19 protein-coding genes are annotated in these 19,027 nt (G+C 43.6%); 3 read left to right on the top strand and 16 right to left on the bottom strand.

Translation table 11 applies throughout. From position 1 onward, the window contains the following. Both BLS28_RS03590 and BLS28_RS03585 read right to left on the bottom strand, forming a co-directional pair. A partial coding sequence (locus BLS28_RS03590; RefSeq protein ID WP_143020685.1) for a transposase occupies positions 1 to 293 on the bottom strand: 293 nt, incomplete at its 3' end. Positions 294 to 328: 35 nt separating this feature from the next. Further along, the gene (locus BLS28_RS03585) at positions 329 to 2,350 is read right to left on the bottom strand and encodes an ABC transporter permease (protein WP_091162895.1); all 2,022 of its coding nucleotides are present in this window, start codon (positions 2,348 to 2,350) and stop codon (positions 329 to 331) included. A gap of 10 nt (positions 2,351 to 2,360) precedes the next feature. Between BLS28_RS03585 and BLS28_RS03580 the strand changes: the two genes are divergently transcribed. After that, positions 2,361 to 3,242, top strand: a complete 882-nt coding sequence (locus BLS28_RS03580) for a type I glyceraldehyde-3-phosphate dehydrogenase (protein WP_218134337.1) — start codon at positions 2,361 to 2,363, stop codon at positions 3,240 to 3,242. A gap of 447 nt (positions 3,243 to 3,689) precedes the next feature. On the opposite strand, the gene BLS28_RS03575 is transcribed toward BLS28_RS03580, so the two are convergent. From BLS28_RS03575 to BLS28_RS03555, 5 genes are all read right to left on the bottom strand, one after another. After that, positions 3,690 to 5,084: a TolC family protein gene (locus BLS28_RS03575; protein WP_091162894.1), complete on the bottom strand. Its 1,395-nt coding sequence runs from the start codon at positions 5,082 to 5,084 to the stop codon at positions 3,690 to 3,692. After that, positions 5,081 to 6,424, bottom strand: coding sequence for an HlyD family secretion protein (locus BLS28_RS03570; protein WP_176844357.1), 1,344 nt, complete (start codon positions 6,422 to 6,424; stop codon positions 5,081 to 5,083). The genes BLS28_RS03575 and BLS28_RS03570 overlap by 4 nt, the downstream gene beginning before the upstream one ends. An 18-nt stretch (positions 6,425 to 6,442) precedes the next feature. After that, entirely contained in the window at positions 6,443 to 8,104 is a 1,662-nt protein-coding gene (locus tag BLS28_RS03565) for a peptidase domain-containing ABC transporter (protein ID WP_091162892.1), read from the bottom strand. 4 nt (positions 8,105 to 8,108) lie between these two features. Further along, entirely contained in the window at positions 8,109 to 8,387 is a 279-nt protein-coding gene (locus tag BLS28_RS03560; RefSeq protein ID WP_091162891.1) for a hypothetical protein, read from the bottom strand. Between the two features lie 114 nt (positions 8,388 to 8,501). Further along, on the bottom strand, positions 8,502 to 8,687 hold the full coding sequence (locus tag BLS28_RS03555) for an isocitrate/isopropylmalate family dehydrogenase (RefSeq protein ID WP_091162890.1): 186 nt from the start codon (positions 8,685 to 8,687) through the stop codon (positions 8,502 to 8,504). A 208-nt stretch (positions 8,688 to 8,895) separates the two neighbouring features. On the opposite strand from BLS28_RS03555, the gene BLS28_RS03550 reads away from it, so the two are divergent. Next, on the top strand, positions 8,896 to 9,834 hold the full coding sequence (locus tag BLS28_RS03550) for a LysR family transcriptional regulator (RefSeq protein WP_091162889.1): 939 nt from the start codon (positions 8,896 to 8,898) through the stop codon (positions 9,832 to 9,834). Between the two features lie 256 nt (positions 9,835 to 10,090). Here the strand turns inward: BLS28_RS03550 and BLS28_RS03545 are convergent, their stop codons facing one another. The 9 genes from BLS28_RS03545 to BLS28_RS03515 all read right to left on the bottom strand — a co-directional run bounded on the left by BLS28_RS03545 (position 10,091) and on the right by BLS28_RS03515 (position 18,226). Then, a complete protein-coding gene (locus BLS28_RS03545) occupies positions 10,091 to 10,306 on the bottom strand; it encodes a hypothetical protein (protein ID WP_091162888.1) in 216 nt (71 codons plus the stop codon). A gap of 210 nt (positions 10,307 to 10,516) precedes the next feature. After that, the gene (locus BLS28_RS31525; protein ID WP_369596618.1) at positions 10,517 to 10,681 is read right to left on the bottom strand and encodes a hypothetical protein; all 165 of its coding nucleotides are present in this window, start codon (positions 10,679 to 10,681) and stop codon (positions 10,517 to 10,519) included. A gap of 8 nt (positions 10,682 to 10,689) precedes the next feature. Continuing rightward, positions 10,690 to 10,845 carry a Sua5/YciO/YrdC/YwlC family protein gene (locus BLS28_RS30460; protein ID WP_143020683.1) on the bottom strand — a complete coding sequence of 52 codons (156 nt, stop codon included), beginning with the start codon at positions 10,843 to 10,845 and terminating at the stop codon, positions 10,690 to 10,692. A 42-nt stretch (positions 10,846 to 10,887) separates the two neighbouring features. After that, the gene (locus BLS28_RS03540) at positions 10,888 to 11,739 is read right to left on the bottom strand and encodes a DUF6671 family protein (RefSeq protein WP_218134336.1); all 852 of its coding nucleotides are present in this window, start codon (positions 11,737 to 11,739) and stop codon (positions 10,888 to 10,890) included. Between the two features lie 10 nt (positions 11,740 to 11,749). Continuing rightward, complete coding sequence (locus BLS28_RS03535) at positions 11,750 to 14,098, bottom strand: DUF2309 domain-containing protein (RefSeq protein ID WP_091162946.1); 2,349 nt, start codon at positions 14,096 to 14,098, stop codon at positions 11,750 to 11,752. After that, positions 14,095 to 15,252, bottom strand: a complete 1,158-nt coding sequence (locus tag BLS28_RS03530; RefSeq protein ID WP_256337332.1) for a proton-conducting transporter transmembrane domain-containing protein — start codon at positions 15,250 to 15,252, stop codon at positions 14,095 to 14,097. The genes BLS28_RS03535 and BLS28_RS03530 overlap by 4 nt, the downstream gene beginning before the upstream one ends. Before the next feature lie 561 nt (positions 15,253 to 15,813). Continuing rightward, positions 15,814 to 16,995, bottom strand: a complete 1,182-nt coding sequence (locus tag BLS28_RS03525; protein WP_091162886.1) for an MFS transporter — start codon at positions 16,993 to 16,995, stop codon at positions 15,814 to 15,816. A gap of 64 nt (positions 16,996 to 17,059) precedes the next feature. Next, positions 17,060 to 17,515, bottom strand: coding sequence for a heme-binding domain-containing protein (locus BLS28_RS03520; RefSeq protein WP_091162885.1), 456 nt, complete (start codon positions 17,513 to 17,515; stop codon positions 17,060 to 17,062). 9 nt (positions 17,516 to 17,524) lie between these two features. After that, positions 17,525 to 18,226: a VIT1/CCC1 transporter family protein gene (locus tag BLS28_RS03515; protein WP_091162884.1), complete on the bottom strand. Its 702-nt coding sequence runs from the start codon at positions 18,224 to 18,226 to the stop codon at positions 17,525 to 17,527. 237 nt (positions 18,227 to 18,463) lie between these two features. Between BLS28_RS03515 and BLS28_RS03510 the strand changes: the two genes are divergently transcribed. Next, positions 18,464 to 18,946 carry a 5-fold beta-flower protein gene (locus BLS28_RS03510; RefSeq protein WP_091162883.1) on the top strand — a complete coding sequence of 161 codons (483 nt, stop codon included), beginning with the start codon at positions 18,464 to 18,466 and terminating at the stop codon, positions 18,944 to 18,946. Positions 18,947 to 19,027: the final 81 nt, after the last annotated feature.

Genomic DNA, 19,027 nt, shown 5'->3' with positions numbered 1-19,027 from the left:
AAAATGCCCAATGCTTTTTTTAAGATATCCCTTTCCTGCTCCACTTCTCGCAGACGTACCTTCATTCGTTCATATTCTTCTACCGATACAATCGGCGTTTCTGACCCTGGCGATTTCAGCGCCGATGATCCCGTTGTTTCTTTATAACGGCTTTTCCATTTGTGGATCAAATTCTCCCTGATCCCCAACGAAGCGGCCACGTCCACAACCGAACGACCACTAAAAACCATCTTCAATACATCCGACCTAAAATCCGCATCGTAAACACGGCGGCTTGACTTTTTCTTGTCCATTGATTTGCTAAGTTAAGCATCTCGACTGTCCGGCTTTACCGATGCATCTCAGGGAAGCTAACAGTTAGCAAGGCAATGACGATTGCAGCCAATCCTGATAATAAGAAAACCCATAAATTTATGTTAATGCGGTAGGCGAAATCCTGTAACCAATTATGCATTAAATAAAAGGCAATCGGCGAGGCCACTAACAATGAAATAATAATCAATCCTAAAACCTCTTTACTCAACATCGATACAATGCTTACAGCAGTTGCTCCAAGCACCTTCCGGATGCCTATTTCTTTTACGCGCTGCTGTGCGGTAAAAGTTGCAAGGCCAAACAGCCCCATACATGAAATAAATATCGCAATCAGCATGGCCGTATTCATCAATTGCGAAGTTTTCTGTTCCTTGTTATAGAAATTAGCGATGGTCTGGTCGAAAAAAGTATATTCGAATTTTTCATTTGGATACACTTCCTTCCACGCTTTGTTAATTTGGTCTATAGTTGTTTTAAAATCATTGATTCCTTTCCCGGTTGATAATTTGATACTAACAGTCCTTTCACTTTTTGTAACCGAGGCCATAAAGAAAGGGGTAACCGTTTCATGCAACGATTTTGAATTGAAGTCTTTTACGACCCCAACTATTTGCCTTGTAGAATTGGGCATGCCTATCCCGACAAATTTCCCTACAGCATCCTCCGGTTTTTTAAACCCAAGGGCTTTAGCACATGTCTCATTTATCAAATACTCCTTAATAGTATCCGAATGGATAAGATTGCGACCCGCTACAATCTTTAAGCCGAATAACGACACATAATTTTCGTCGCAAAAATCAAATGAAGCTTCGGTCTTTGAGTTTTCCGCCCCCTTGTTAAAAATGATTGTTCCGCCGTGCCGCTCTGCCGCGGGTGTCGTACGGTGGCGGCTTACTACTTGAACTCCCGGTATTTCTTTAACTTTATTGCAAAAAACATTTAGTTGATCGATGCTATTATTCCATTCTGTATGCATCGTTATAATTGCATCTTTGTTAAAACCCAGATCCTTATTTAATATAAAATTGATTTGCTTACCAACGATAAGCGTACCGATAATAAACACCAGTGATACAGTAAACTGGAATACGATCAATGTTTTCCTGAGATAACTCTTATTATTAAATTGTGTGGCCCCCTGTCCTTTCAGGCTTAATACGGGCAGATAAGATGATAACAGTCTTGCAGGGTAGAAACCGGCAAGTATGGAAGTTACGATAAGGATTAAAACCAAAAACAAAGACAATGCCGGGCTGAATAAACTCAAGTTTGCCCCCGGTGGAATAAAGGGATGAAATAAGAAGATTACCAGGTGTATGGCGAACAACGCAATAACTACAGCGATGAGGGTTAGTATAAAGGTTTCCACCATGAATTGCACCGTTAGGCTTGTTTTACTCCCGCCCAATACTTTATGTACACCCACCTCCCTGGCTCTTGCCAGGGATTGGGCAGTAGAAAGGTTTATAAAGTTGATAACCGCTATGAGTAAAATAAAAACCGCTATGGCTATCAGGGCATATAACGTTGGCAAATGTGTTTGCCTGGAATAGACATCGTGGTAGCGATTGTTAAAGTGAATATCAGCCAGGGGCTGCAGCAATAACCGCGGTGGCTTACCATACCCCGTTATATGAGCTTTTACAAAACCCGGAAATTGTTTTTCGATCTGTGCAGGCGTAACTCCTTTCGCAAGTTTCACATATCCCTGCGAATTAAATTCCCACATCCCCCAGTTATGCAGGTCGATATCGTGCTTTAAAAAGCTGTGTTCAACCGTTGCAAACGAAATAAAATCTTTAAAAGCGAGATCAGAGTTCTTAGTCCAGTCTTCCACTATCCCGGAAACTGTAAGACGTAATGAATCATTGTAAATAACCTGTTTACCTATAATAGCTGCTAATGGCACGGTGCCAAAATACCTCAATGCTTCGCTTCTGGACAATACTACCTTAAACGGCTCTTTTAAAGCTGTAGCAGAATTACCTTGTAGCCACTGGTATTTAAAAATATTGAAGTACTGTGGTTCGGTCACAATAAACGATTTGACTGATATAGATACATTGGTGCATTTGCTTAAATACGATACAGCCCACAGCCGTTTTCCTGGTGAGGTTAGCGCTGATGGCGACTACATGGTTGTTAACAGAAACCGAATTAAACTATTGAGCGAAAGAGATCCTGAAAAACTGCCTTGGGGTAAGTTAGGAATTGAACGGGTGATTGAGTCGACCGGAAGATTTACAGATAAAATATCTGTCGAAGCTCATATCCGTGCAGAAGCCAAAAAAGTGTTGATCACGGCACCTGCTACAGGCGGCATCAAGACCGTTGTACATGGTGTAAATAATGAATTAATTAGTGATGACGAGATTTACTCTACAGCCTCATGTACCACAGGCAGTATCGCACCGATGCTGCACATATTAGAAAAAGAATACGGAATAGAATCAGGCTTTATGGTTACGGTTCACGCATTTACAGCTGACCAAAACTTACAGGATGCGCCGCATAAAGATCTTCGCCGGGCTCGTGCCGCCGCTTATAATATTATTCCAACAACTACCGGCGCGGCAAAGGCTATAGGCGATGTTTTACCGAATCTTAAAGGTAAGTTGGACGGTTACTCATACCGTGTTCCGGTAATTGACGGTTCAATTGTCGACCTGTCGATCAACCTGAAAAACGAGGTATCAGTTGCTGAACTCAATGAGGTATTAAAGCGCTATTCAGACACCACATTAAAAGGAATTATGCAATATACTGAGGAGGCTTTTGTATCGTCCGATATTTTGGGTAATACACACTCTTCAATTGTAGATGGCACTATGACCAAGGCTATCGGAAAATTGGTTAAAGTGGTAGCCTGGTATGATAACGAAGTTGGCATATCTAACCGGATCTCAGAACTGATCAGCTCAATATAAATGAGATAGTCACGATTTAATCTGACAGTTACGATAAATTAAAGAACGTAACTGTCAGATTAAATCGTGACTATCTCAGAGAAAAACATGCACTTGTCAGATTAAATCGTGACTATCTCACATTATTTATTCCTATTACATCATTTGAGAGATAAACTTTACTGCTTTCATTTATTATTATTTTATTATACAAATCAGTAATTTATAATCAAAGTCTGCGTTTGTTTTGAAAATATCTATAGACGCTAGCTTCGGTAGAATATTTTTCACAAGCTAATTTCTTGAAGGTAAACTCTTCAAAACCCAGTTAAAAAATTAGATATACTGCCTTTTTCAGCATTGACCGCCCTGATACAGTACTTTGCGGATCTCCTAAATATAAAATTTCATTGATAGAATGCTCGGCCTCTACGTTCGTGTTATATTAAAATTTAACTTTTGAGCCGGTCACCAATTGTTGGTCAGCCAATTAAGGTATTGTATTGTTTTAAATCGCTTGGTATAAATTTCATTCAGCTTTTCCTGTGTATCCAGCACTTTTTGTTCCCGCGAATTCACCAGGAACAAAGAACTTTCGCCCATCTTAAATTTCGTCTCCTCGCCTGTCAATAAAGTCCTGTTGTTGTTTTGTATCGCATTATTGATCAGAATCTGCTTTTCGAGGTTCATAAATTCGTTACGGTAATTATTCCACTTTACAGTTATTAGGTTTTGCTTGTCTAAAAGGTAATATTCCGCTTCCTTTATCTTTATTTTACTTAAACTGTAGGCGGCCCGTTGTTTGGTGAACGTCAACGGCATCGCAATAGTGAAACCAAATTTCTGGTTGTTTTGCAACCAATTTGAATTCAGGTTATTAAACAACGCGCCGCCCGAGTTCAGGACACCGATATTTACGTTGAATATTGGTTTGACCTCTTCTAATTTCAGTTTCCTTTCAATATTTAACTGATCTATTTTAAACATATATGCTTTTACATCCGGATTTTGGGCATACACCGCAGCCGGTTCTTTTAAAAGCAGGCTATCGGATACAGCCATTTTAAGAAGGCTGGTATCTGGTTTAATTTTTAATTTTTTCGGGTCTGCAGGTTTTAAATTATCCAACCATAAATAGGCAGCCAGTTCATTCTTTTTGTTTAAAACCAAATTCTGATATTCGGTTAGCTTTTGCTGCCTGCTTTGAAGAAGCGTCAGCGCCTCTAAGGTGTCAATTGCCGGTCTGTCCCCATTTTTATAAAGCAGATTTACACCCTCAAGCCTTACTAAGGCCAGATCAACTGCTCTTTCGTAAACCTTTGTATTTAACCAGGCATTTAGCCATTCTGCATAGGTATGTGTAGCATTCACAAACAGATCGTTCAGCATTTGCCGCTGTTCGTTGGCTGCGATGTTTTGGTAGATCGCAGCCCGCTTCAGCGCAGCTCTGCGTTCATCAATCAATAATCCGCGGCCCAATGATAAGCTTACTCCTAAGTAACTTAGTCCTTCTTTGGGTACCTTATTTTCGGAATTTACGTAATAACCGTCATAGTTTGTATAACTTCCTTTCAAATCGATGCCATACCAAAGCGGCAATTTAATCTCCGGTGTCACGTAATCGTAGTAACTGATTCCTCCAAACACTTTTTGCTCCCGGTTAACTTCCAGCTTTGGGTCAAAACCACCAATCGCTTCCCTGCGCGTGTACCGGGCTTTATCTGTATTTAATCCCGCCTGCAAAGCAATAGGATGATAACGCTTAATTGCTGCCAGGTATTCATTTAGCGTTAATAACTCATCTTGCCCTAGCGCATGTAAACAAACCATACACAGGGCAAAGGCTAACGGTATTCGTTTCATTTCTTGTTAGTAGTTTTACCTTTATCTGTAATAGTTGATGTATAAAAATTGGGCGGAAAACCGTTGAGCTGGCGCCACAGTTCATACCATACCGGCACATTATTGAGCAAGGCGATAACCTGGCAGCCGGTGCCATAACGTACTCCAGCAGGCCATTTCTTGCCTCCTTCATCCGGCTGTATCCATACTTTAAATTTGCCAGATGCGTCGATACTGTTATCGATGGCGGCAACACGGCCGGTAAATAAACCGTAGGATGCCTGCGGCCAGCCCGAAAAAACAATGGCCGGGAAACCGTCAAATTGAACACGGACCAGCTGTCCGTTACTTATTAGTGGCATATCGTTAGGTTCAACCGCTATCTCGATAGCTTTTTGAAAATGCAGGGGCACTATGGTGAGCAGTTGTTCGCCATCCTTAACAGTTTCGCCTATACCCGCCTTGATGCTTTGTAAGACCTGGCCATTTTGCGGGGCGATAATGTAATGGAAATTACTCCGGGCATTATAATTGAATAATTGGTTCTTGAGCTTTGAGATCTCACCTTCGCCGGTTGCTGCCTGAGAGAGTGCGGTAAAACGATCTCCTGACACTTTAGATATCTTCTCTGTGTAATCCTGAGACGTGGCCGAAAGTTCCAGCTTAATATTTAGCAGTTCATTTTTGCTGTTGTAAAATTTATTTTCGGTACCTGTTCTTTTAGCTAAAGCATCCTGATAATATTGCTGCCGCTGCTCATACTCGGTCAGCGATTTTAAACCTGCCTGATAAAGTTCCTTTTGCCTTTTTAATTGAAGATCTGCTATATTTAGCTGGTTGGCAGCGGAGACCATAGCTATACTGTCTGATTGTACCTGTAGCCCATATTGCTTAAGCTTATTTTGTAATTGACGTATTTTTAGCTGCAGGCTCTGCTGCAGGGCAGAAATCTGGCTATCAGCTGTTTCTACTTTACTTTTATAAAACTCAGTCGCATCGTTTTTAGCACGAAGTTGTTCGGAAGTCCGCTGGATAAGTTCCGGATCCAGGTATTCGTCTTTAGTTTCGGTAATTTGCAGCAAAGTATCCCCTTGCTTTACCATGGCGCCATCACGTACATACCATTTGGCTATTCGCCCTGCTATCATGGTATTTACCTGTTGGGGGCGCTGTTGCGGTTCAAGGGTGGATACATTTCCTTTTGAACGGACATTTTGCGTCCAGGGCAGTAGCAATGCTACTAGCATGATGATGAGCATAGCAGCCATCCATTTCACCTTGGGTGTGTCAGGGCTGGCATCCACCGCTTTTTTGAATGAACGGTAACCCAGAAAGCGGCTGGTATTTGTATTTTTTTCCAAAAACATCTATTTATCAGTTTATGTATTCAGTGTAATTAGCTTATCACATACGCCGGAGAACTCTTCCGAGTCAGATATGGCGATCAGACTAAAACTTTTATCATTGATGAGTTTATCAATTATCAGCCTTCGGTTTTCGGTTTCTATCCCCTGCAAGCCGTTTTCCATAACGAGAATTGCCGGTTTTAATAGAAAGCATCTTGCCAATAATATTTTTTGTATTACGCTGTAAGAAAGCTTTTGACCCTGCGGGTGAAGCACTGTTTGATAGCCATTTGCGTTCGCGTCGATAAAAAGTTGTAAGCCTACTAGCTGACAAATATCTGCGACAAACGTAAAGTCTGATTGCTCGTTACCCAGGGTAAGATTATCCCAAAGCGTGCCGCTGAATAATTCTTCCCTTGCAAAAAATATCGCCACACGGGAGCGCCAAACTTCGGCAGGTATGTTTTGAAGTGGCAGGCCGTTGATCAAAATTTGTCCGCTGTAACCGCTGTATAACCCGGCGATTATCCGCAGCAGGGTGGTTTTGCCGGAACCTTCTTTCCCGTTGATGCAAATTTTCTCTCCTGGTTTAACTTCAAAAGTCAGCTGATCAATAACAGGTTTGCGATGGTTAAAAGAAAAGCTTAGGTTTTGAACAGCGATCGTTAAAGGCTGATTAAGATCGATATTTCCGGCAGTTGCGGTGCTTAATTCAATATCGTGCGGTTTTTGCAAAACCTTGTCCAACTTTTCAATCGAAGTAAGCACATCATACAGCGTTTCCAGGCTGATAATCAATTTCTCTACCGAGTTGAGTACGGCAATAATAATGATCTCCGAAGCTATGAACTGGCCAAGGTTAATCTGCTGTTTCAGGAACAGCAGCGTGCCAATTATTAACATGGCGGCTGTGATGATGACTTTGAACGCTATTAACGCCCGGTATTGAAATACAAGTACCTTAAAGTGCGCGCTACGTGCATCAAGATACCCGACCGTAAGTTCGTCGGTTCTTTTGATGTGCAACTGATGCTTCTGTGAATACTTGAAGGTCTTGATGGCCCGTGAGATCTCTTCCAGCCAGTGGCCAACCTCATACTTGTACTCGCTTTCTTCCATACTGGTGGTAAAGCCTTTATGGCTGCTAAAATAAAATATCATGCAAACTATGGCCAGCAACATCAGGCCTAATATGATGAAAACCGGGTGGTAGAAACTTAACAGAACCAGACCGAACAATATCTGAATAGAAGCTGCGGGGATATCAAGCAACAGTTTAGAAAGCCCTTTCTGCAAACTTGCTGTATCAAAAAAGCGGTTTACGAGTTCGGGAAGATAATAGCTGTCAACGCTCAAAAGATCGATACGGGGTATGCGATATGCATAAGCGAAGGTTAGGCGTGTGAAAATACGCTGCTGGATACTTTCTGTTACCCGCATTTGCAACACTTGTATCATGCCGTTTAGCAGCACACCTCCTACGACAAACGAAATGAGCACTACTAATGATGCAGATAATACACCGCCAAAAAGCATACCGATTATTGCTTGTATACCTAAGGGTAGCGAAAGCTGAATCATTCCGGTTAGGGTCGCAAAAAAGTATATCTGCCCAACTTCCTTTCTTTCCAGGTTGATAAGTTGAAAAAGCTTTTTTCCTGCACTTCTTATAGATGCCTGGGAATTGTCAGACATAGGACTAAGAATTTAAATCAATTTCGATATATCCCATCACTTCTACCTGATGGTCGCCTTCAATGCCATCTGTTAAAAGTTTTCTTATTTCTTCCCGGGTGTTTTGCAAGCTTTTTAATTTTTGTTCAATGGCGCTAACGGAACTGTCATTATGTTCCATGGCACCTAGAAGCTGAATATTATGGTAATTTATTTTATGATTATAAAAACTCATAATGATAGACAAGGCCTCATTGGAGTTGAATTTGCCTGAAATAAGCGGATAACTTTTTTTGCCGTACATGATTTAATTTTTTAATTGATATGTTTAATAGTTATTTATATTTTCTTCATGTATGATTGAATTTATTGGAAATTTACAGGATATTCTCCCGATAATATGCCGGATATCAACGAGTCATTGTGTAACTACAGTCGCCTGTATAGATACATTCCCCGAAGTATTTCCTGATAAATATACTTGCTCACCCACCGATACCTCTTGGATTTCGATTTTTGCACCTGCTGCCAGAGTGATGGATAAAGTGGCGTCCATGATCTCGGGGCCTATTCCGTCACCTTTAGCTACAGTAATTGTTGTCATACGCTTTTAATTTATTTCAACAAAATTCGGGATTGCAAATCATAAATTTTCATTTATATTTGTAATTTTATGTATTAATATTTTTTATAAGTTAACTTGAAGAAGATATGTCCAGTTTCGTTCATCACTTAAAAAATATCAATTTTAACCAAGCAGCAGTTTTGTGTTAATGGTTCTTATTCATTTTTTCTTACTTCTATAATCAATTATGCAATATACCCTGCACCAGTTACAAATATTTTTGAAGATCACACAGACGATGAGTATCACCAAGGCTGCTGAAGAACTTCATCTGACACAGCCCGCCGTATCCATCCAGCTGAAGAATCTGCAGGACCAGTTTGAGATACCGCTTACTGAGGTCATTGGAAGACAGTTATACGTGACGGATTTTGGTGCGGAGATCGCTGTAGCGGCTGAAAAGATCCTCGCTGAGGTTCACGCGATCAACTATAAGACCCAAGCCTACAAAGGCCAGCTTACCGGCAGGCTAAAGTTGTCGGTAGTCTCGACCGGAAAATACGTTATTCCTTATTTCCTTTCTGATTTTTTAAAGCAACACCAGGGCATCGAATTGGTGCTGGACGTAACCAATAAAGCACGTGTGATCGAAAGCCTGGAAAAAAATGAAGTCGATTTTTCGCTGGTATCGGTATTGCCCGATAAGCTGATGGTAGACGCCACAGAGCTGATGCAGAATAAATTGTATCTGGTAGGCGGAAAAGATACGGAATCATCAAAAGGCAGTACGCATCATATATTGGAACAACTTCCGATCATTTACCGTGAAGAGGGCTCAGGCACCCGGCACACCATGGAAAGATACCTTTCCGCTCATAACCTTAAGGTCAGAAAAAAAATGGAGCTGACATCTAATGAAGCGGTAAAGCAGGCGGTCATCGCGGGCCTTGGCTATGCGATCATGCCGCTGATCGGCATCAAGAACGAACTTATCAATGGTGAAGTTAAGATCATTCCGGTCAAAGGGCTTCCGCTGAATTCGGTCTGGAAAATGATATGGCTTAAAAGCAAAGCCTTTTCTCCTGTAGCAGCAGCTTTTCTGCTGCACCTGCAGAAAGAAAAGACCAGGATCATCCATGAGAAATTTTCCTGGTTCGAGCAGTATGTAGCGCAGCTGGAGGCCTGAATACTATCGGACCTTTTTTAAAAACAAGGCGCATCTTTGCACTATGGTCAAACTTTCTGTTATGAAAAGCCAGCCTGCCGTTTATCCAGGTATGGCTTACTCGTGCTTTGAAAGGTTTCGTCCTACAAAGACGTCCAGCTGCACTTGTAATAGAACGGATCCTGCTGTAACTGTGGCCGGCAAATCCGGGCCTGCCAGTACGAGATCTGCGTAATATCACTCCCGGATATACGCCCGGTCCAGAATTCGGTAAACTTCAGCAACATGATGGCTTTTCTTCTTTACGATTTCCGTCAGTCTGATTTTCCCCTGGTGATATAGTTCCATCATCATCTGCAGCGCATGCCGTACAAGCGCCCTCCGCTTTTCCATCCAGGTAGCTGCCTTGTTTTTCCGCCGGCAGGTGCGGCGCATGATCGGTCGCGATCATGCCCAGGTGACCGGCTAACACTTTTTGACCGCCGGGTTCCACTTTTTGATGTTCCCCGGTCGATCATAATCCTGATCTGAGAAATATAAATGGGGCAGTCAGGCCTCCGCAGTGATATGCTTTTCACGTACATGCTTGTTGTCCAAAAGCAGCGCCTCCTCCAAAGTGGAAGTGTGCAGCAAATGTAACCGGTCAGCATTTTTTCCGGCAGCGGCAAGTGCCCTCTTTGTCGCTCCTATGCACGACTCTGCGCTACAGGTTCTCGCATGTTACCGGCAGGGGGCTTTTCCGTCGTCTATCAAAGGATGTTTTTTCAAAAACCAGGGTCAAAGGTCCGGGCCAGAATGCTTCCGTCAGGTACGTCGCAAGCTGAGGGACTTCAACCGCGACATCGGCCGGCTTTGCAGACGACGCGATAGGAACGATCAGGGGGAAGCCAGCCTTCGTTTCAGCTCAAATATTTCAGCTACTGCTTTTTCATTCAGGCCATACACTGTTTCAGTGGGAATAGCGATGACACTGCCGCTATTTGAGATTTCAATGCCCCTGGCCATTGCCGGAGAGAGGGGTATATGCTTCATGTTGAAATTGATTAATTGTTTAGGTGTGTCTTTACATGATGATCAGGGATTGCAATAGTCGCAATACTGCGGGTCTTCAGTTTCTTCTCCAAAGGGATAAAGCTTTAAAACGCTATGCAGGCATTTTTTGCATTGGTAACGGTGGGACAGCGTTTTTTTTGTCGGCAGGCCGCATTGACTGCATTGCAGACCTGGTTTGACCTCGATGACGTCAAATCCGGGAAACTGGCACCGGGGGCAGGTCCGTAATATGATTTCAACCAACTTTGCCGCGACCTCAGCAATAACCTGCATGCGCGTTGGGTTGTACATCGCACGCATATCGGTCTCCAGGAATACTTCTCCGTAATTTTTCAGATGGGTTTCAAAATTTGTTTCAAGAATCTCCCAGCTCTGGATTCCTTTCAGCGTATCGGATCGCTGCGGACCTCTCAGGATCAGACCATGGGCAGGAAAACCCGCGATATGGGCAAACTTAACAGCATCCGGCCAGTCTGCGAATTTGCTTCCGCCGAAATTTGTTTTAGGGCTTACTACTCTTGCCCTGACATAGATGTCATTTTCAAGGTCCATAAATACCATGATCTCGTCATCGGCTGGTATGAAAAAGATTGTGGGATGCGCACCGAAAGATCCTTCACTCGCCACCGCCAGTGTACAGCCCGTCATCCTACAGGCGTCCAAGCACTTTGTCCTGGCGGTTTCCAGCGGGTCTTTTTCCCGTTCGATCTCGCCGGAAAATGTACCGTACCGGTCAGTATTGAACCCTTCGGGCAGTAAGGCTTCTACACCCAGCGCCTTTTCCAGTAATGGGGCAATGACTTTTTCTTTACCATGCATAGTCGCTATAACCAGTTTCCTCCCCTTGAACAGCGCGGCTGATCGTTTGTTCATGATGTGATGATTATGCAAGCAAATCCGACCATTCCTCAGTATTGATGACGGTCCAGCTGCAGTCATACTGATATAAACTGATTTGGTTACCGTACAAAGGATCCATGACCATCAGGTAGATCCACTTGTTGTCGACCAGGTTCTTTATATGATCATTTCTTAACAGTATCTCCGCTATCCGCGAGACCGGCGCTTGAATAAGCACCGACAATCGCAGAGGATGGTGATAAATAATATTATCGGAACTATTGACGGACTGCAGGGGCAGACCGGATTTCAGATCTCCGCCGTTTCCCTGTACGACACCGAAATTCCCTGTGACATTATGGGTAATTTTTGATCCCCCGCCAAAGCGTTCGTTATCAACGGTGGAAAAATAGTAATGGTTGTTGATCCATTGAGTGACCACCATCGGGCCCTGCATGATCATCTCCAGGAACAATCCCTGTTCATCGGCTTCCCAATCGTAGGAATGCAGAAAGCACTTGCCTTCAAGGTTCATGCCCCTGGTCAGGTCGCGCGGTGCCACGATAAATCCTGCATTGCCGGCAAGTCCCCATTCGGGCCTGGTTTCTGCCCAGTTACTCGCTTTTTTACGAGCCGCATCAAGTCCGTTCAATGATCCCAGCCGTTCGCTTGTCGCAATTCGCTGGACATCGGCAAGATCTTGCTTTATCTGTTTTAGCATCGATAGATGAGATGCCGGTGCTTCGGAATCGAAAATAACAAGTTCATCGGTTGCTGTATTGTGTTCGGCACCAACAAAAAAAGTGCCGGCGGGAATGGAGATCCCGCAGTCACTCTTTAAGAAAGTTCTTACATCGGCTTGATTGGCCAGTTCAGCCAGCATACGGGCATTATGACGTCCCGGACTCGCCGCACAGGCACCGCAGTCGAGGCTCGATTTAAACGGGTTATTAGCTGATTGACCAGCGTGGCCGGCAAAGATAACCAGTGGTGCAAATTCCTTCCAGCCAAGCAGGTCAAAAGCTGTCTTAACAATTAAAGCCCTTTCTTTCAGCTTTATCCCGTCCTCGGTGTAATCTCCCTGATTTTTCTTTAACTGCGGTACGCAACTATTTTCATATTGATCCGCTGATTTGTCTGTACGTGATTTTGCGACAGATGGGAAAAACGTCCTTCGAATCAGGCTAAAACCATAAAAAAGACCTGTTCCCTCTACATAACCGAAAGCCGAAGGCAGCATGTTTTTCAGGCGCTGGCTAAGGAAGCTGATGAAACCCTGGTAGTTCTTCTGCTGCTGATATTGTGCCAGCTCAGCTGATTTTTCCTTTAGCGCCGATTCTGTGATCATGTACGCGGAGTCCAGGATCGGCGGGCATGACTTGCGGATCAGTCCGCTGGCCGGGTCGCAGTAATTGGTGGCAATGCCAAAAAAGCCGGCATAACCGAAGGTTTCGTATTGTCCTTTGGCTTCAATATGCCTCCTGATTGGCTCCGACCTGGTGTCGATGCAAAATACCATTTGCGCCAAAGTGCTTTTACTTAGTTTACTCACAGATTTAAGGCTCATCAGATTTTCCTGAAGCCTGCCGGCCAGCCTTTTCTGCCAGCTGCTTTCCCAGGCTGCGAGCCAGATCAGCTGCAATTCGGAAACTGCCTGTTCGTCTTCCGCAATTTTTTCTTCAGATCGAATTCCCCCGTTGATCTGTTCCGCTAGCCAAAGACGGACAGCCAGGTAATCTTCCAGCGTAACTGGGTTCTGCTGCTGCCATGGCGGGCACTCGCTCATACGGTACTTGATATAGCCGGTCCAGCCCGGCAGCGCCGACAAATGATATTTGAAGATAGCTGTTTGTTCCTCCGCACTGCATCCCTTCAAGATAACGCGGAGCGTTTCAACCGCGGTGTGGGGCATCGTATGAATTGAAAAATTACGCAACTCACTGTCATGAAGCGCGATTCTCCGCCAGGCTGTAAAAAAGCCCGCTGATCTGCCCGGCATTTCCCATTCCGCCATACCTTCATCCATAAATACGCTGAGCCATTTGGCGGTGATCCTGTCGAGCTCATGGGTCTCGTTGGTCCGGTGCGGACAACTGGTTACATCCATTTCTTCCAGGTAGTACTCGGGTTTCTGGTAACGACCACTTTCTGCCAGCTTTTCAGCAAGGATTTGGTAATCAATTTCTCCGGACATAAAAGCTTGGCGAAACATGGCCGCACCGGGTAGAGCTAATACCTGCAATGTTCTTTTAGCCTCCATAACAGCCTCTCCAAACGGCAGGTGTTCATAGCCGGACAGCGGGTTAGCGGTCACAAAGCCGTATAAAGGCCAGGTTTTGTCAACCACGGCGGAGGCCTCTTTTATTGCGGCCGTAAATTCAGATCTGATCATAGGGATTGGTTTTTTGATAGTAAGATGGTTTTTTTGTAGGGCTGTGAATCGTTCAATAATTTTACGTAAAGCCAGGACCATTTTTTATATATGCCTAACTTCATGACAAAAAAGCCCGACAGGAAAATTAAACCAAACAGTATATGTAGGGGCGATAACGCAGTCGGGCTTTCAACATCCGGCATATCGCTCATGACCCTGCTCAGACCATTATAGATTAGGGCATAACTGCCCATACCGGCAGAGTATAGCAGCACCGGCAGGTAAATTTTACGCCCGACCGAAAGCGACTGCTGCTTAACGATATTATAAGTTGCCTGTCCTACGGTTATAGCCACGATAAGCGTTAAAAAAATACCGCTATTGATAATGATGCCTTTTCCAGTTAGTATAGCGAAACAGCCGGCTCCAAGGATGCCGGCAATTAACACAGCCACTGCATGTTGGGGACTGATTTTTATCGCCAACGGTTTGCCAGGTGCGGAAACCTGTACCTGTTCTCCAGAGGAAAGAAATAGATAAGCCTTATAAAAGCCGTGCAGGATCAGGTGGGTCACCGCAGCATTAAAAAAACCAAGTCCGCATTGCATAATCATAAACCCCATTTGGGCGATAGTGGAACAGGCCAGTTTTTGCTTGATACTGGTCTGCAGTAATTTGCTGAACTGGGCTGCGATCGCAGTTATCCCGCCTGTGACAAAAAGAATTGAAAGTGCGTCCGCTTTTAAAAGCACGGGGGCAAACAGGGTGAGCAGAATACCTGAGCCGTTAACAAAACCGGCGTGCATCAGTGCTGAAGCCGGTGTTGGTGCGGTCATCGCCGAAAGCAGCCAGCGGTGAAAGGGATAAATAGCGGATTGTATCAGGGCGGCAGTGATGATCAAAATGGAAGAGGAAAGCCAAACAGCTTTTGGAAGGCTGTTTAGTGTCGCTGTAATACCGCTTAACGTAAAATTGTTTGTTGCAAAACCAAGTATTAACACCCCTGCAGTCAGCGCTGCGCCAGAGCACAAAAAATACTTTTGTGCAAACCCGGCTGCCTGCCTGGCTTCGGGCCATCCGTTGATTATACCGATCAGCCTTGCCATAAAAAAACCCATCGTAAACCAGGCGAGCGACAATGCAATGATATGATCACAAGTGACAAATATCATTACTGACAACGTAAATCCCAGGCACAGGCCCGTAAAGCGGGAATGATACTTAAAGCCCTTGAGGTATGTGGAGCTGTAAACACTGATAATGGCACTGAAAAAACTAACAACCGACCATATCAAGAGCGTGAATGCTTTGATCTTAAATATTCCAAAGTAACACCAGGGTAGATTCTTATTGGTAGTTGTGGCCAACAATACGATTGAGAACAGGCACAAAACCGACAAGAAAATATTTATTAGCTGGTTGAATAAATTGGCGGGTGATTTTTTAAGATTTTTTAAATTAATTGGCTGGGCATTTGTTTTCGATTGCATTTCGTTCTTGTTTTGATGAATACGCTGCAAAACTGAAAAGAAATATTTATTAATTTTTATTTATATATTAAATGAATCATATAAAATTATTTTATGATAATAAATGAAGTACAATTGCTTACTGTACGCCGGCACATAGGCTATATTCTTAATTGGACATATTAACTAAAACAACTGATTTTCAATTGACTATACAATTTCAACTACACGATAGCAAGAGGAAAGAATCCGTTAATATATACCTTACCCAACAGCTTTCCAAGGTTCAGCCGTGGCCCGTGAAAGATAAAAAGCAACAATCAGCGTCATTAAAGCTGAAACTGTAAATGCAGGCCCGGCCCCGAACCGGAACCATAACCAACCGGTAAGTGTGCTGGCCAACATTGTGCAGATGCTTTGGAATCCTGTATAAGTTCCAATGGCGGTTGCTGTATCGTTCTTTTCAGTGATATTGCTTATCCAAGCCTTAGATATACCTTCAGTCGCGGCCGCATACAGGCCATACATAAAGAATAGGAGGCCATACCAGTACCAAACCCCGGTTACCGTCATGCCGCTATACACCACCACAAAAAGTAGTAGTCCGGTAATAAATACTTTCTTCAGGCCTATCCTGTCTGCCAGTATACCAAGCGGAAAAGCTGCAATAGCGTACACTATATTGTAAAAAATATACATCCCTATTGTGGCCGTGTCACTTAGTCCGGCCTGCTTTATCCTCAACAGAAGGAATACATCAGAACTGTTGAACAAAGTAAACATCAATAATCCGCCAACCAGCTTTCGGTAACTGGCGGGGCTGGTTTTCCAGTATTGTAAAAAAGAGAAAAATGAAACTGTAGCCTCATTCTCTTTTGGCTTTGCTTTGCTGTCTTTTAAAAAAAATGACAAGCCTATAGCCAATACTCCGGGAATAAATGCCAGCAGGAACAAAGGGCTATAACTGGTAGGATAAACATATAAATACAATAATGCCAGCGAAGGGCCGGCCACAGCTCCTATTGTGTCCATCGAACGATGAAAGCCAAATACACGCCCCTTTGTATCTGGCGTGGCTTCATCAGACAACAGGGCATCTCGTGCACCGGTTCTTATTCCTTTTCCCAGGCGGTCAACAGTGCGGGCAAGAAAGATCCATACCGGAAAAATAGTTACGGCCATCAAGGGTTTTGACAAAGCGCTTAACGTATAGCCCAGGCGGATGAATGGGGCACGTCTTCCGCTACTGTCAGACACCTTTCCAAAATAACCCTTGCTCAATCCTGCGGTAGCCTCGGCAATCCCCTCTAATATGCCAATTAATAATACAGAAAAGCCTATACTCTTCAGATAAATGGGCATAATAGGATAAAGCATCTCACTGGCAACATCCGTCAGCAAACTTATAAAAGAGAGAATCCAGACAGTCCGCGTTAAAAATTTCATGTAGGTCTATTATCCGGGATATATAAATAACACTTCCATTGGGTAGATGCCGGTTGCACAGCTGTTAATTCAATGTACCCTTCAGGCTATCGGCCCAGGTAATAAGCCTTTGCTTTTCGACCTGTGAAAGAACGGCATTGCGATGAATTACTGTATAAATGCTCATTGGCATTTCTCCCTCCTTCACCTCTTTGGAAAGATCGCTTAACTTATGCCGTTTTTGGGAAAGGCTATAGTTGTTAAATTCGTCGAAATTAATTTCCTCCTTACCTTCATTAACGTCATGTGCAAGCAGCCAGGCCACCGGCTGGATGTTATTGTACCAGGGATAATAGGTATTGTTTGAATGGCAATCGTAACAGCTCCGCTTTAGCACAGCCTGAACATCCTTAGGCACGGTATAGTGTTTATCTATGCCATTGGCATAGGGCCCGGAAGAAATATTTTTCTTTGGGTGGATGAATTGGATTGCGACCAGTATCACCAATAGCGCAAGGAGTATTTTTTTTATTGCTTTCATAATGTATGCCTAAATTTTCACACCAAATAAATAACCGACTATTGCAGATAGTCCCATCGCCAGTGTTCCCCATATCGTGATGCGTAAAATTGCTTTACCAATGTTTGAACCTCCGGTTCTTGCTGCTATGGCACCCAATATGATTAGGAAAATAATCGTGAACCCATACAGGTAATATTCCATTAGTTTGACCGGAGAAAGCAGGATCACCAGCAGTGGCAGCACACCGCCTGCTGTAAAAGACGCCCCGGACGCTAATGCAGCTTGTATTGGTTTGGCCTGGCTGATCTCATTAATTCCAAGTTCATCACGGATGTGCGTGCCTAGTGCGTCTGCTTCCGTCAATTCCTTTGCCACCTGCATGGCAGTTTCTTTTTTCAGTCCCCGTTTCTCATAAATCTGCGCCAGTATCCTGAGCTCATCTTCCGGCATCTCCCGGAGTTCCATCTCCTCGCGTTTTATGTCCGCCTTTTCTGTGTCCGTCTGCGAACTAACGGAAACGTATTCGCCTGCGGCCATGGACAACGCACCTGCAACCAGGCCGGCAACTGTAGCCAAAACAATAGGCTCTCTGGTACTACTTGCTGCCGCAACGCCGATCGCAAGACTCGAGATGGAGATGATCCCGTCGTTGGCACCTAAAACTGCAGCCCGCAGCCAGTTACTCCTATGGATATAATGGGATTCCAGGTAATTATCTATCGTTAACATAAATGATGATTAAAGTGTTACGAATTAACGGAAACTATATCGCATTTTTCATGACCAATATTTGTACAATAAATGACAGTTAACAGCTTGCGGAGTAATTTACCCAGATAGTTATCAACGTGATTGAAAGAAAAGCAACAAAATCAAATACCTTTTATGAGCAATATCATTTTTTACAACGTTGGCAGTCATACTTTTAACGATGGGTGGTTGCTTTCTTTGTAAAAAACTCTCATCATGAAAAAGCTAAAACACCTACTCACCGTTGCGGCAATTATAGTGTTTGCGGCGGGTGCATTTGCTCAAAAAGCAAAAGATTCAACCAAGTATAATTTTATCACCATTGATGGCAAAGGCGGTATACATAACCACGCCGGTACAAAACTTGGTTACATCACCAAAGACAACATTGTTAATGACAACCAGGGCCACAAATTGTATTTTATCGACCGCGACGGCAACGTTATAGATGCCAAAGGCAACAAGCTCGGCAAGGCTGCAAAAAACGGCAATTATTACAACAATAATGGCGAAGAAATATTGCAGTTAAAGAACGTTGACGAAGCAAAATGTGAGATACTTGACCCCAAAGGTCATAGCTGGGGCTATGCTCACCGAAACTATAAGCTTCACGCTTGCGCTGCACATTGTTTTTTCCTGGAAAAGAAAAAGTTGGAAGAAGCGAAAAGAGATTCGTTGGCTAAGAAAGGTAAAAGCTAATTAAATCCCATTTCAAGGTGAAAAGAGTTTATCCACGACATCCATAGCCCCGTTACCGCCCTAAACTGAACCTATACGCCT

This window comes from Mucilaginibacter gossypii (assembly GCF_900100945.1).
Classification (GTDB): domain Bacteria; phylum Bacteroidota; class Bacteroidia; order Sphingobacteriales; family Sphingobacteriaceae; genus Mucilaginibacter; species Mucilaginibacter gossypii.
Note: the sequence above shows the minus strand (reverse complement) of the source record. Positions and strands in the feature narration are given on the sequence as shown.

What these genes read in the sequence shown, in the direction of transcription:
- BLS28_RS03575 (WP_091162894.1), bottom strand. Translation starts at nt 5,084, where the DNA reads ATGAAACGAATACCGTTAGCCTTTGCCCTGTGTATGGTTTGTTTACAT.
- BLS28_RS03565 (WP_091162892.1), bottom strand. Translation starts at nt 8,104, where the DNA reads ATGTCTGACAATTCCCAGGCATCTATAAGAAGTGCAGGAAAAAAGCTT.
- BLS28_RS03560 (WP_091162891.1), bottom strand. Translation starts at nt 8,387, where the DNA reads ATGTACGGCAAAAAAAGTTATCCGCTTATTTCAGGCAAATTCAACTCC.
- BLS28_RS03555 (WP_091162890.1), bottom strand. Translation starts at nt 8,687, where the DNA reads ATGACAACAATTACTGTAGCTAAAGGTGACGGAATAGGCCCCGAGATC.
- BLS28_RS03550 (WP_091162889.1), top strand. Translation starts at nt 8,896, where the DNA reads ATGCAATATACCCTGCACCAGTTACAAATATTTTTGAAGATCACACAG.
- BLS28_RS30460 (WP_143020683.1), bottom strand. Translation starts at nt 10,845, where the DNA reads ATGAAGCATATACCCCTCTCTCCGGCAATGGCCAGGGGCATTGAAATC.
- BLS28_RS03540 (WP_218134336.1), bottom strand. Translation starts at nt 11,739, where the DNA reads ATGAACAAACGATCAGCCGCGCTGTTCAAGGGGAGGAAACTGGTTATA.
- BLS28_RS03535 (WP_091162946.1), bottom strand. Translation starts at nt 14,098, where the DNA reads ATGATCAGATCTGAATTTACGGCCGCAATAAAAGAGGCCTCCGCCGTG.
- BLS28_RS03530 (WP_256337332.1), bottom strand. Translation starts at nt 15,252, where the DNA reads ATGATATTTGTCACTTGTGATCATATCATTGCATTGTCGCTCGCCTGG.
- BLS28_RS03525 (WP_091162886.1), bottom strand. Translation starts at nt 16,995, where the DNA reads ATGAAATTTTTAACGCGGACTGTCTGGATTCTCTCTTTTATAAGTTTG.
- BLS28_RS03520 (WP_091162885.1), bottom strand. Translation starts at nt 17,515, where the DNA reads ATGAAAGCAATAAAAAAAATACTCCTTGCGCTATTGGTGATACTGGTC.
- BLS28_RS03515 (WP_091162884.1), bottom strand. Translation starts at nt 18,226, where the DNA reads ATGTTAACGATAGATAATTACCTGGAATCCCATTATATCCATAGGAGT.
- BLS28_RS03510 (WP_091162883.1), top strand. Translation starts at nt 18,464, where the DNA reads ATGAAAAAGCTAAAACACCTACTCACCGTTGCGGCAATTATAGTGTTT.